This window comes from Arthrobacter sp. fls2-241-R2A-172, from assembly GCF_030208885.1.
In the GTDB taxonomy this organism is placed as follows: Bacteria; Actinomycetota; Actinomycetes; order Actinomycetales; family Micrococcaceae; genus Arthrobacter.
This window is the reverse complement of the sequence record NZ_JARVTB010000016.1, coordinates 1-13,039: the sequence shown is the minus strand read 5'-3', so window position 1 is coordinate 13,039 and position 13,039 is coordinate 1. Positions and strand designations below refer to the sequence as shown.

The 13,039-nt window shown below is 64.0% G+C and carries 11 protein-coding genes and 1 pseudogene; 5 read left to right on the top strand and 7 right to left on the bottom strand.

What is annotated here, in order from left to right:
- Positions 1-6: 6 nt before the first annotated feature.
- The 3 genes and pseudogenes from QRM57_RS18950 (at position 7) to QRM57_RS18940 (ending at position 2,852) form a co-directional block, all read left to right on the top strand.
- A pseudogene (locus QRM57_RS18950) lies at positions 7-1,012 on the top strand (sugar phosphate isomerase/epimerase family protein).
- A 50-nt stretch (positions 1,013-1,062) separates the two neighbouring features.
- A complete protein-coding gene (locus QRM57_RS18945) occupies positions 1,063-1,764 on the top strand; it encodes a ThuA domain-containing protein (protein ID WP_257371156.1) in 702 nt (233 codons plus the stop codon).
- A complete protein-coding gene (locus QRM57_RS18940; RefSeq protein ID WP_235521777.1) occupies positions 1,749-2,852 on the top strand; it encodes a Gfo/Idh/MocA family protein in 1,104 nt (367 codons plus the stop codon). Before QRM57_RS18945 ends, QRM57_RS18940 begins: the two co-directional genes overlap by 16 nt.
- Before the next feature lie 119 nt (positions 2,853-2,971).
- Here QRM57_RS18940 and QRM57_RS18935 read toward each other — a convergent pair whose 3' ends face one another.
- The 7 genes from QRM57_RS18935 to QRM57_RS18905 are packed head-to-tail and all read right to left on the bottom strand — an operon-like array spanning position 2,972 to position 10,837.
- Positions 2,972-3,799 (bottom strand): HpcH/HpaI aldolase/citrate lyase family protein, encoded by an 828-nt coding sequence (locus tag QRM57_RS18935; protein WP_284987758.1) that lies wholly within the window; start codon positions 3,797-3,799, stop codon positions 2,972-2,974.
- 47 nt (positions 3,800-3,846) lie between these two features.
- Positions 3,847-4,332 carry a MaoC family dehydratase gene (locus QRM57_RS18930; RefSeq protein ID WP_284987757.1) on the bottom strand — a complete coding sequence of 162 codons (486 nt, stop codon included), beginning with the start codon at positions 4,330-4,332 and terminating at the stop codon, positions 3,847-3,849.
- Positions 4,329-5,081, bottom strand: coding sequence for a CoA transferase subunit B (locus QRM57_RS18925; RefSeq protein ID WP_284987756.1), 753 nt, complete (start codon positions 5,079-5,081; stop codon positions 4,329-4,331). Before QRM57_RS18925 ends, QRM57_RS18930 begins: the two co-directional genes overlap by 4 nt.
- Before the next feature lie 2 nt (positions 5,082-5,083).
- Positions 5,084-5,875 (bottom strand): CoA transferase subunit A, encoded by a 792-nt coding sequence (locus QRM57_RS18920; protein WP_284987755.1) that lies wholly within the window; start codon positions 5,873-5,875, stop codon positions 5,084-5,086.
- Positions 5,876-5,895: 20 nt separating this feature from the next.
- Positions 5,896-7,059 carry an acyl-CoA dehydrogenase family protein gene (locus QRM57_RS18915; RefSeq protein WP_211711802.1) on the bottom strand — a complete coding sequence of 388 codons (1,164 nt, stop codon included), beginning with the start codon at positions 7,057-7,059 and terminating at the stop codon, positions 5,896-5,898.
- Positions 7,056-9,224: an ATP-binding protein gene (locus tag QRM57_RS18910; protein ID WP_284987754.1), complete on the bottom strand. Its 2,169-nt coding sequence runs from the start codon at positions 9,222-9,224 to the stop codon at positions 7,056-7,058. The genes QRM57_RS18915 and QRM57_RS18910 overlap by 4 nt, the downstream gene beginning before the upstream one ends.
- 2 nt (positions 9,225-9,226) lie before the next feature.
- Positions 9,227-10,837, bottom strand: a complete 1,611-nt coding sequence (locus QRM57_RS18905) for a carboxyl transferase domain-containing protein (RefSeq protein WP_284987753.1) — start codon at positions 10,835-10,837, stop codon at positions 9,227-9,229.
- A 180-nt stretch (positions 10,838-11,017) separates the two neighbouring features.
- Between QRM57_RS18905 and QRM57_RS18900 the strand changes: the two genes are divergently transcribed.
- Together QRM57_RS18900 and QRM57_RS18895 are read left to right on the top strand one after the other, a co-directional pair.
- On the top strand, positions 11,018-11,602 hold the full coding sequence (locus QRM57_RS18900) for an SACE_7040 family transcriptional regulator (RefSeq protein ID WP_284987818.1): 585 nt from the start codon (positions 11,018-11,020) through the stop codon (positions 11,600-11,602).
- A gap of 255 nt (positions 11,603-11,857) precedes the next feature.
- Positions 11,858-13,039, top strand: a 1,182-nt coding sequence (locus QRM57_RS18895; protein WP_284987752.1) for a DUF222 domain-containing protein, incomplete at its 3' end; no start/stop codon positions are given.

Sequence of the window (13,039 nt, the reverse complement as noted above, 5' to 3'; positions counted from 1 at the left end):
AACATGATGAACCGACCCATCACCCTCTTCACCGGACAAATGGGCCGACCTGCCTTTCGAGGAACTGGCGAGGCTGGCTGGAGAGTGGGGCTTTGACGGTTTGGAGATCGCCTGTTGGGGCGATCATCTGGATCCACAGCGCATTGTCGAGGATGATGCCTATCTGCAGGCAAAACTGGACGTCCTGGATAAGCACCACCTCACCGTGCACGCCATCGCCAACCACCTGGCCGGACAAGCAGTGTGCGACGACCCCATCGATGAGCGGCACAGGGACATCCTTGCGCCGGCGGTTTGGGGCGACGGCGAGGCGGAAGGCGTGCGGCAACGTGCGGCCGAAACCATGAAGACCACAGCACGCGCCGCGGCAAGGCTGGGGGTCAAAACGGTCACGGGGTTCACGGGCTCGTCCATCTGGAAATGCGTGGCGATGTTTCCCCCGGCCTCTGAGGCCATGATTGAACGCGGCTACCAGGACTTCGCCGACCGCTGGAATCCCATCATGGATGTGTTCGATGAGGTTGGCGTCCGTTTCGCGTTGGAAGTCCACCCTTCCGAGATTGCCTATGACTACTGGACTGCGAAGCGCGCACTCGACGCGATCGGACACAGGGAAGGATTTGGACTGAACTTCGATCCCTCCCACTTTATGTGGCAGGACCTGGACCCCGTGATGTTCCTCCAGGACTTTGCGGACAAGATCTTCCATGTCCATGTCAAGGAATCCGTCCGGCAACTCAACGGGCGCAACGGGCGCCTTGGATCCCACCTGCCGTGGGCTGATCCACGGCGCGGATGGGACTTCATCACTGCCGGGCACGGGGACGTTAACTGGGAGCCGATCTTCCGGACGCTCAATGCCATTGGCTACGAAGGACCCACCAGCATCGAATGGGAGGACGCCGGAATGGACCGGCTGATCGGCGCTCCCCAGGCGCTGGACATGGTTCGTCGGCTGGCCGCCATACGGCCCCCGGCGGCAGCTTTCGATGCTGCGTTTGCTACGCGCTGACAGCACCACACCCGACTCAACGACACAACGCCCCGAAATCGAAGGAAACCATGACAAGCAACAACAAGACAGCGCTGGTGGTTCGCGGCGGCTGGGACGGACACCAGCCGGTGGAAGCCACAGAGCTGTTCATTCCCTACCTGCGGGAGAACGGCTACGACGTCCGGGTGGAGGAATCCCCCAAGATCTATGCTGATCCCGACTACATGGCGGGCGTCGACCTGATCGTCCAGTGCATGACCATGACCACCATTGAGAAGGATGAGTTCGAGGGGCTCCGCACGGCCGTCGAGAACGGCACGGGACTCGCGGGCTGGCACGGAGGCATCGCCGATTCCTACCGCAACAACTCGGATTACCTGCACCTGATCGGCGGCCAGTTTGCCTGCCACCCCGGTAAGCATCCTGACGAGCTGTCGGGCGAACAGTCCGACAACTACGTCCCCTACACGGTGAACATGCTTCCAGCGGCCGCCGAACACCCCATCACCAAGGGCATCGGGGATTTCGATCTCGTCACGGAGCAGTACTGGGTCCTGTCCGACGACTACATCGACGTCCTTGCTACCACCACCCAGAAAGTGCGGGAGTGGGATCCGTGGAACCGTGAAGTAACTTCGCCGGCAATCTGGACCCGTCAATGGGGCAAGGGCAGGATCTTTGTCTGCACCCCCGGCCACCGCGTGGAAATCCTCCAGGACAGCAACGTCCGCACCATTATCGAAAGGGGCATGCTGTGGGCAAGCCGCTAAACGTCGGAATCATTGGCTGCGGCGCCATCATCGCGCAGTACCTGAGCAACTTCCGCCGGCTCGACACCATCAATCTGGTAGCCGTTGCCGACCTCGATCCCGCCCGGGCGCAGGCCGTGGCAGACTCCTACGACGGCGTCAGGGCCCTCACTGTGGACGAGCTCCTGGCCGCCAATGACGTTGAGCTCGTCCTCAACCTGACCATTCCCGCTGCACACGCCGACATTGCGTTGAAGGCCATCGCCGCCGGCAAGTCCGTCTACGGCGAAAAGCCGTTGGCAGCCACCACCACGGAGGCCCGGGAAGTACTCGACGCGGCAGCCGCTGCAGGGGTGGTGGTTGGTTGCGCACCGGACACCGTGTTGGGCACTGGCATCCAGACTGCCCGCAAGGCGATCGACGACGGCCTGATCGGCGCGCCCATCTCCGCCACGGCCACCATGGCTACTCCGGGGCACGAGCGGTGGCATCCGAACCCCGACTTCTACTACCAGCCCGGTGGTGGGCCCCTCCTGGACATGGGCCCGTACTACGTCTCTGCACTGGTCACCCTGCTCGGACCTGTGGTTTCGGTGGTAGGCGCAGCCAGTCATACGCGTGACGAACGGACCATCGGATCGGGTCCGCGAGAAGGCCAAAAAGTGCCGGTTGCCATTGACTCGCACGTCACGGGTGTCCTGGTCCACGCCTCCGGGGCCTTGTCGACGCTCTTCATGAGCTTCGACGCGGTCAAAACCAAGAGCCCCAACATCGAAATCCACGGCGAAAAAGGTTCCTTGGTGGTGCCCGACCCCAACTACTTCGACGGCGACGTGGAGCTTTTCGCACTAGGCGCCGAGGCTTGGGAGACGCTCCCGGTGTCTGCGGGCTATGTGGACTCGGGACGCGGCTTTGGCATCGCCGACCTTGCGGCCACTCCGGCGGGACAGGAACCGCGTGCCGGTGGACAGTTGGCCTTCCACGCCCTGGAGGTCATGGAATCGGTGCTGGAATCTGCCCGCAGCGGGCAAGCCGTAGCGATCACCAGCACGGCTGCACGGCCCGCCACGGTGGAGCTGACGGAACTCTCGACGGCGGTCCGCGCCTAGCGCGCTGCGGCGCCCTGCGATTCCGGCCCCCGGGAACGCGGAGCGCCCCGCGATCCGGCCCTTGTTTGCTGTCCCCGCCGTTTAACGGTGTGTGCAGCGAACTAGGGCCGGACCCGTCGTTAGCGACCAGCCCTGCGAAGCGTCGCTTCGGCGTGCTTGAGGATGGGGCCGTCGATCATCTTCCCTTTGAACTGGAACACCCCTGTACCGGCTGCTGCGGCTGCGTCAAGCAACTCAGTGGCCGCCTCCACTGCTTCGGGTGCGGGGGCATAGGCTTCCCGGACCACGGCGACCTGGTTCGGGTGGATGCAGGCCTTCGCACCGAACCCGCTGGCCACCGCATCCCGGGACTCCACGCCCAGGCCATCAAGGTCCGGGATGTTCACGTACACGGAGTCGATGGCTTCCTTGCCCGCAGCCTTGGCGGCAAGCAGCACAGCGGAACGAGAGTGCAGTGCTACAGCCCGGTACCCGCCGTCGTCGTTCCTGCTGGACAGGCCGCCCAGGGAGGCGAGCAGGTCTTCGGCACCCCACATCAAGCCGACGACGTTCGGTTGCGCCGCGATCGCGGCAGCGTTGACGATTCCGGCGGCCGTTTCACACAGCGCTATGACCTGGTAACCCGCCAACGCCGCGAGCTGCCCGGCGCTTTCCGCCTTGGCCAGCATCACAGTGCGGTACGGCGTTGCGGCCAAGGCTTCCAGGTCTGCCTCAAACTCGGGCGTGCCCACCGGGTTGACGCGGACGATGGTTGTGGCCGGATCCAGGCGCTCCCCGTCCGGCTGCCTGATGATCGCGTTGCGGGCGCCGGGCTTGTCGGCCGGAGCTACCGCGTCCTCCAGGTCCAGGATCACGGCATCGGACCTGTCGGCGGCCTTCCCGAAACGCTCGGGCCGGTCAGCCGGGCAGAACAAAAGGGCCGGGCCCATGGTGAAGGGAGAAGACATGCATTACCTCGCTGCTGGGGTGTGGGGGCGGTGGCGTCAAGCGGAGGTCAGGACTGCGCGGCGTGCGCTTCCTTGGTCCACATGAGGCAGGTACGGGTGGCCGATGCCACCACGGTCCCGTCCTGGTTGCGGCCGGTGTGCTGCATGGTCACCACGCCCTGTCCGGGGCGGGAGGACGACAACCTTTTTCCGAGGATCACCGTCTCCGTGTACAGCGTATCCCCGTGGTACAGCGGGTGCGGAAAGGTGACGTCGGTCAGCCCCAACTGCGCAATGATGGTGCCCTGCGTCAGCTGCGTGACGGACTGCCCCACCATGGTGGACAGCGTGAACATGGAATTCATGAGCCGCTGTCCGAAGGGCTGCCCTGCGCTCCACGCGGCGTCCAAATGCAGTGCCTGCGTGTTCATGGTCATGGTGGTGAAAAGGACATTGTCCGTTTCGGTGACCGTACGCCCGGGCCTATGCGTGTAGACCACATCCTCTTCAAGCTCATCGAAATAAAGCCCACGCTGCTCGACGATCCGCGTCATACGGTCAGCTCCTGGTCTTCCTCAAACAGCTCGGCCCCGGTAGCGGCAACGACGTCGTCGAGACTGACGTTCGGGGCCAGCTCGCGCAGCACCAAACGCGGATCGCCTTCGTCTTTGACGACGTCAATCACCGCGAGGTCCGTAATGATGCGGTCAACGCAGCCTTTGCCCGTCAGCGGAAGGGTGCAGCTTTGGACGATCTTCGGCCTGCCGCTCCGGTCCACGTGCTCCATCATCACGATGACCTTCTTGGCACCGAACACCAGGTCCATGGCGCCGCCCATCCCCTTCACCATCTTGCCCGGAATCATCCAGTTGGCGAGGTCACCGTTGGCAGCCACCTCCATGGCGCCCAGGACAGCAACGTCCACATGCCCGCCGCGGATCATGCCGAAGGACGACGCCGAATCGAAAAACGCCGCGCCCGCGTTGGTGGTGACGGTCTCCTTGCCGGCGTTGATGAGGTCAGGGTCTACCCTGTCCTCTGCCGGGTAGGGACCGACACCGAGGATGCCGTTCTCGGAATGGAGAATGACTTCCACACCGTCCGGGATGTAGTTGGGGATCAGGGTTGGCATCCCGATTCCCAGGTTCACGTATTGGCCGTTGACCAGTTCCTTGGCCACGCGGGCGGCCAGTTCGTTGCGGGTCCAGCCTTTGGCTTCGTGATGTTCGACGTCGGCGCGCCGGTACTCGTGACGCACGGCTTCGGGACGGGGCGGGATGTCCTGGAGACTGTTCGATTCCATGGCTAGGCTCCTGCCTGTTCTCTCGTGCCGTCGGACGCTGATGCCCCCAAGGCGACAGTCCGCTTCTCGATCCGCTTTTCGGTAGACGGCGCCACCACCACGCGCTGCACGAAGATACCCGGCGTGTGGATGTGTTCCGGGTCCAGTTCACCGGGTTCGACGAGTTCTTCGACCTCGGCAATGGTGGTCCTGGCCGCCATCGCGCACAGGGGATTGAAGTTCATTGCCGTCGCGTGGAACACCAGATTGCCGTGCCTGTCGCCCTTCCAGGCATGGACAAGGCCGAAATCCGGGGTCAGCGATTCTTCCAGGACGTAATCGGCTCCATTGAAGGTGCGCACCTCCTTTGGCGAGGAAGCGATCGCAACGTTCCCGTCGGCGTCGTACTTTTGCGGGAGACCGCCTTCGGACACCTGCGTTCCCACGCCGGCCTTGGTGAAGAAAGCCGGGATGCCCGCACCGCCGGCGCGAAGCTTCTCAGCCAGCGTGCCCTGCGGGGTGAGGACCACTTCCAACTCCCCCGCCAGGTATTGGCGTGCGAACTCCTTGTTCTCGCCGACATATGAGCTGATGGTGCGGCGGATGCGGCCGTCCTTGAGGAGGATTCCCAAGCCCCAGTCGTCCACCCCGCAGTTATTACTGACGGTCTCCAGGTCCGTGGTGCCTTGGCTGTGGAGCGCATCGATCAACGCGACGGGAATACCGCACAGGCCAAAACCGCCGACGGCGAGCGAGGCGCCGTCCGGGATGTCCCTCACCGCTTCAGCGGCGCTGGCAACAACCTTGTCAATCATCCTTGATCCTTCCCGTACGGTTACAGACCCAGCTCTCGGGCGATGAGCATCAACTGGACCTCGGTGGTGCCTTCCCCGATTTCAAGGATCTTGGAGTCGCGGTAATGGCGTGCCACCGTGAATTCGTTGATGAAGCCATAGCCGCCGAACACCTGGGTGGCGTCCCGCGCGTTGTCCATGGCTGCCTCGCCTGCGACCATCTTAGCTATGGCCGCTTCGGTCTTGAACGGCTTGCCTGCCAGCATGCGTGAGGCCGCGTCGTAATACGCCAGGCGGGCTGTGTGGGCCCTGGCCTGCATCCGCGCGATCTTGAACTGGATGGCCTGGTACTTCCCGATGTTTTGCCCAAAAGCGCTGCGTTCCTTGGCATATTTCACGGACAGGTCCACGCAACCCTGGGCTGCGCCGGTGGCGAGGGCAGCAATGGCGATGCGTCCCTCGTCCAGGATGGAGAGGAAGTTCGCGTAGCCGCGGCCGCGCTCGCCCAGCAGGTTCGCTTCCGGGACGCGGACATTGTCCAGGGTGAGCGGGTGCGTGTCGGACGCGTTCCAGCCCACCTTGTTGTACGGCTTTTCGGCGGTGAAACCTGGCGTGTCGGTGGGCACAAGGATGGTGGAGATTTCCTTCTTGGTGCTGCCGTCCGCGTTCTCTTTTTGGCCGGTGACGGCGGTGACCGTGACCAGAGTGGTGATGTCCGTACCGGAGTTGGTGATGAACTCCTTGTTGCCGTTGATGACCCACTCGCCGTTCTCCGTGTGCGCGTGGGTTTTGGTGCCCCCGGCATCAGAACCAGCCTCGCGCTCCGTCAAGCCAAAACCAGCCAAGGAGCGCCCGGAAGCCAGCTCCGGGAGCCACTGTTCCTTTTGCGCATCCGTGCCGAAGCGGTAGACGGGCATGGCCCCTAAGGAAACACCCGCTTCGAGGGTGATGGCGACGGATTGGTCCACTCGGCCCAGCTGCTCCAAAGCCAGCGCCAGGGCGAAGTAGTCTCCGCCCATGCCACCGAACTCTTCCGGGAACGGCAGCCCGAAGAGCCCCATCTCCCCCATCTGCTTGACTACTTCATAGGGAAAGCTGTGCTCTTCGTCGTGCTTTGCCGAGACAGGGGCTACCACCTCGTCGGCGAACTCTCGGACGGAGTCGCTCAGGTCCTGGTATTCCTCGTTGAGTTCAAAGGTGCTCATGGCTGGACTTCCTTGTCTGTGCTGGTCTGGTGAGTGCCGGCCTCATCTGTGCCGGCGGCTATATGAATGGTGGCGAGCACCTGGTCTGCTTTGACCAAGTCCCCGGGCTTGCTGCCCAGATGCACGGTTCCGGCGACCGAGGCCACCAGTTGGTGTTCCATCTTCATGGCTTCGACGGCCAGGAGCACCTGGCCCTCTTCCACGGTGTCGCCGTCAGCCACGGACACGGACACCACGGTTCCGGGCATCGGCGAGCGCACCTCCGGGTCCGCGGCACCCTCTTCGCGCTGGATGCCGGCGAGTATCCGACGCAGCCGTTCGGCACGGTTAAGGACCTCAAAGCGGCAAGACCAGCCGTCGTTTCCCATGAAAAGCTCCGGGACGGCGCCCGGCGCCACGCCCACCGCGTAGGTGAGGACACCGCCGTCGAGCTCCAGGACGATGCTGTCGCCGCTGCGTTCCACCACCGTCGCGTTAACGGGGTCTCCGCCGTCGATCCTTGCCGTGAGGGCACCGTCGTCCTCGGCGATGGACACCGTCGCCATGGCACCTCCCGAAACACCCAACGTCGCCGTCCAGGCGGCAGGGGCGCCTACCCGCCAAGCGTCAGGAACCTTCCAGGCGTTGCCTGCGAGCGCCGGCCCGGTGCGATCCAGCCACAGCGTGAGCGCGGCAGCGATCAGTTCGCTCGGCCCAGCGTGCCGGAACGCCATGGACGGGAGTTTCCGTTCGATCAGCCCCGTATCCAAATGCCCGGCGCGGACCTCGGAATCATTGATGAGCAGCCGCAGGTACTCGACGTTAGTATCCACACCCAGCAGCGTGTAACGCTCCAGGGCCGCATCGAGGGTGGCCAGCGCCGCCGCGCGGTCTTCGCCCCACGCAATGACTTTGGCAAGCATGGGGTCGTAGTCGCCGGTGATCTCCAAACCCTCACGCATGGCCGAGTCGATCCGGACGTTGGCATGCCCGTACTGCACTCCTGACACTGATGAATCGACCGCACCCTGCTCGGCCAGCGCCACGACACGCCCCATCGACGGCATGAAGTTCCGCTCGGGCACCTCGGCGTAGACACGCGCCTCAACGGCGTGGCCGTTAAGCACGACGTCGGATTGCGCGACGGTTAGCACCTCGCCGGCGGCGATCCGCACCTGCCATTCAACGAGGTCGACGCCCGTGACCATCTCCGTGACGGGGTGCTCCACCTGCAGCCGGGTATTCATTTCCATGAAAAAGAACTCGTCCGGGTGCTCGTCCGAGACCAGGAACTCCACTGTGCCGGCGCCGCTGTAATTGACGCTCCGCGCCGCCTGGCACGCAGCCTCACCGATCCGCTCCCGTTGTGCCTGGCCATCAGGCAGTGCGTCGAAAAGGGCCGACGGGGCTTCCTCGATGACCTTTTGATGCCGGCGTTGCAGCGAACATTCGCGCTCGCCGAGGTGGATGACGTTGCCATGGTTGTCCGCCAGGACCTGCACTTCAATGTGCCTGGGAGCACGGATGAGGCGTTCGAGGAAGAGCGTGTCGTCTCCGAAGGCAGCTGCAGCTACGCGCCTGGCCGTGAGAAGGGTGGCGGGCATGTCTTCCAGCCGTTCCACCACATGCATACCCTTGCCGCCACCGCCCGCTGACGGCTTGATCAGGAGGGGAAACCCCACTCCCGGAGCAGCATCAATGAGTTCCTGGTCCGTGAGTCCGGGTTTGGCGATCCCGGGCACGCACGGGACGTCGTAGGCCATCACATGGTTCTTCGAGCGGATCTTGTCACCCATTACCTCGATGGCACCGATCCCCGGGCCGATGAACGTGATGCCCGCGGCGTCCAGCGCTTTGGCGAACTCCACGTTCTCTGACAGGAAGCCGTAACCAGGGTGGACGGCATCGGCCCCACTGCGACGGCACGCCTCGATGATGGCGTCGATCCGGAGGTAGCTCTCTGCGGGAGCCGTGCCGCCGATGGCGACGGCAGTGTCGGCGAGCGTGACGTGCTTTGCCTCTTTGTCGGCGTCCGAATACACGGCGACGGAGCGGATGCCCATCTCCTTCAGCGTACGGATGACCCGGCAGGCAATCTCGCCCCGATTGGCGACCAAGACGGCATTGAAGGTGCGGGGTGCGGTTGGACTTGTGGTCGGGGCTTTGGTTGGCGTCGGGAAGGTCATGTTCACATCCTGAAGAGGCCGAAGGAGGTCTCGGGCAGTTGTTGGCGGGAGACGACGTCAAGTGCCAGGCCCAGGACCCGGCGTGTATCGGCGGGATCGATAATGCCGTCATCCCATAGCCGGGCGGTGGAGTAGTACGGACTCCCCTGGTCTTCGTACTGTTGCTTGATGGGCGCCTTGAACGCCTCTTCGTCTTCCGCGGACCATTCCTGGCCGGCAGCCTCATACTGGTCCCTCTTGACCGTCGCCAGGACGCTGGATGCCTGATTGCCGCCCATGACGGAGATACGGGCGGCGGGCCACATCCAGAGGAACCGCGGCGAGTACGCCCGGCCGCACATGGAGTAGTTGCCGGCACCAAAGGAACCGCCTATAACCACGGTCAGTTTTGGTACGCGGGCCGTTGCCACCGCCGTGACCATTTTGGCGCCGTTCTTGGCGATGCCACCTTGCTCATAGTCCTTGCCCACCATGAAACCGGAGAGGTTCTGCAGGAAGATCAGTGGGATTCCCCGCTGGTCGCAGAGCTCAATGAAGTGGGCGCCCTTGAGTGAGGACTCGCTGAACAGGACACCATTGTTGGCGACGATGCCCACCGGATGCCCATGTAGATGCGCGAACCCGGTGACCAGGGTGGTCCCGTAGTTCTTCTTGAATTCATGGAACTCGGAGCCATCCACCAGCCGGGCAATGACTTCGCGGACGTCGTACTGGGCGTTGACGTCTGTGGGAACCACACCGTAAAGCTCCGCCTGTTCGGCCAAAGGCGGCAGGACGACGTCGAGCACGTCCCACGCCGGCTGTGCCGGCTTCGGCAACGTCGCCACGATGTCCCGGACGATTTCAAGTGCGTGCTGGTCGTTCTCCGCCAGGTGGTCCGTCACCCCGGAAATCCGGGAATGCACCTCACCGCCGCCCAGTTCTTCCGCCGTGACGATCTCGCCGATGGCTGCCTTAACCAAGGGCGGGCCGCCAAGGAAGATGGTCCCCTGGTTGCGGACAATCACGGTCTCGTCACTCATCGCCGGGACGTAGGCCCCACCCGCGGTGCACGAACCCATCACGGAGGCGATCTGTGGGATCTTGGCCGCGGACATCCGGGCCTGGTTGTAGAAGATCCGGCCGAAATGCTCCTTGTCGGGGAAGACCTCATCCTGCTTGGGCAGGAACGCCCCGCCTGAATCCACCAGGTAGATACACGGGAGCTTGTTCTCCAGCGCGATCTCCTGGGCCCGGAGATGCTTTTTCACAGTCATCGGGTAGTAGGTCCCGCCCTTGACCGTCGCGTCGTTGGAAATGACCAGGACGTGGCGGCCATGAACGAGTCCAATGCCTGCAATGACACCGGCTCCGGGCGAATCGTCGTTGTACATCCCGTTTGCGGCCAAGGGTGCGATCTCCAGGAATGGGCTTCCCTCGTCCAACAAGTAGTCGATGCGTTCCCTGGGGAGAAGCTTGCCCCTCTTGATATGGCGTTCGCGGGACGCTGCGGGCCCGCCCAATGCCGCTGTTGCCAAGCGGTTCTTCAACTCCTCAACCAGGGCGCGCTGCGCCTCGTGGTTGGCCTCGAAGGTGCCGCCGGCGGTTCCCGTCAAGCTGGCGATTGTCTCCATCGACCCCTGTTCCATTCCCGGCCACAGGCCATTTCGGTTAGTGCCACGTAACTGAAATTTAGGTTAGTCTTTATTAACTGTGATGTCCAGCACAGCAACGCCCGCTCTGCCGGCGTGGGCGCCAAGGAGGAGAACGTGACCGTAGGCCCGGAAACAAGCACCGACGGTAGCCGCACTGCCATGACGCAACGCAGCCACGCAAAGGAGCTACGCAGGTTGGCTTTGCTGTCCGCCGCCGCAGGGCTGTTCGCGGAAAACGGCTTCAGCCGGGTGTCCCTTGAGGACCTCGGCGCAGCAGCAGGCGTCAGTGGACCCGCCGTGTACCGCCATTTTCCCGGCAAACAGGCCGTGCTTGGCGAACTGCTCCTCAGCGTTAGCCGGGACCTCCTGGACGGCGGACTGCGAGTGGTCTCGGACGCTGGAACTCCCACGGAAGCCCTGCAGGGATTGATCCGGTTCCAAGTGGACTTTGCCCTGAGCAACCCCGACGTCATCCGTGTACAGGACCGGGATTTCAGCAGCCTCGGCGATGCCGACCAGGCCGAAGTACGGCAGTTGCAGCGCTCCTACGTTGAGACCTGGGTTGGAGTCCTCGCCCGCATTCACGAGGATGCAGATGTTTCCGGCCTGCGGGTGCGGGCCCATGCGGCCTTCGGCTTGATCAACTCCACCCCGCATTCAGTGCGCCACCACGGGAGGAAGATCGCCGCGAAATCAGCCCGGCCCATCCTCGAACAGATGGCCTTTGCAGCGCTTACCGCATAGAGAGGTGCCCGCACGCGAGCCGCTGGGCACGGCGTGGGTTACGTCGGCACATAGTTTTCCACATAGGCCAGTTGGGGGCTGATCCATGGAAGCTCGGCCTGACAGGGTTTTCGTATGGAAAGCGATGAGCAGGTATTGGAGCGGCGGCCGGGTTCGTCGGGCGCCGATACGCTGCTTGTTGCCCCCGATGACGTCCCTGCAACGATGCGGCTCGAAGGTCGGCCCGGAAGAGCCACAGCCTCCCCTGGCAAAGGGATGTCTGACAGGCCAGGCACCATCGCGCCGCTTGGCTGCCTTCCAGAAGCGTTGGAGAACGGCGCCACGGCTTTGGAAGAGCTACGCGGCTCCGCGATGGCCGAGGCCGGGTTGCTGGGTTTCCAGGCGGCTGCGGATTTTGCTGGGCGGGTGGAGGAGCTTTCGCGGTCGTTGGAGTATTTGCAGGTGGTCGCGGCCCAGGCTGTGGAACGGACCCGGAATGAAGCTCGAGGCGCCCAGTCCTCCGCCGCCCCCGGCTGGTCCACGGGATGGACCGAGACCTCGCCGGGCACCCAGGAGCACGCTGTTCCCAGCCAGGCCGGTGAGGCCAGCGACGCTCACGCGGTCATCCGGACCAGCGACGCGGCCCTGCTCGATGACGGGTACCGGAACGCGGCACAGTTCCTCCGCGCCCGGTTGCGGATCAGTATCAGCGAAGCCCGCCGCAGACTCGCCCTCGCCGCCGAGGTCCTCCCCCAGCCCGGAATAGCCGGACAACCCCTCCCCGCCCGACGGGAAACGCTCGCCGACGCGATCGGATCAGCCCAAATACCCTCCCGCTCCGCCACGATCATCAGCACCGCCCTGGATAAAGTCCGGCACCTCACCGACGCCGAAACCACCACCCGCATGGAACACGCACTGACCAGAACCGCAACCGAAAGCGACCCCGACTTCCTCACCAAAATGGCCCAACGCTGGACCGACAGGATCGACCAAGACGGAACCGAACCCTCCGAAGAAACCCTCCGCCAACTCCAAGGCACCTTCCTCCGCCGCCGACACCGCTACGGACTGCACCACCTCGAAATCTTCGCCACCACCGAACAATACGAAACCCTCACCACCGCCATGAACACCGCCACCAACCCCCGACACACCACCCAACCCACCGGACCGGACCTGGACCGGCGCTCCCGGCCACAAAAACTCCTCGACGGCCTCGTCGGCGCCTGCAACCTCGCGATGACCACCGGCAAACTCCCCACCAACGGCGGACTCCGACCCCAACTCACCGTCACCATCAGCCACCAAGACCTCCTGGACCAACTCACCCACAGCAACACACCCACCAAGACCACCACCAGCACCAGCACCGGCACAAGCAGCGGCAGCGGCACGGGCACCGGCACGGGCACCGGCACGGGCACCGGCACCGCGACGTTCACCGGCCCCCTCCAC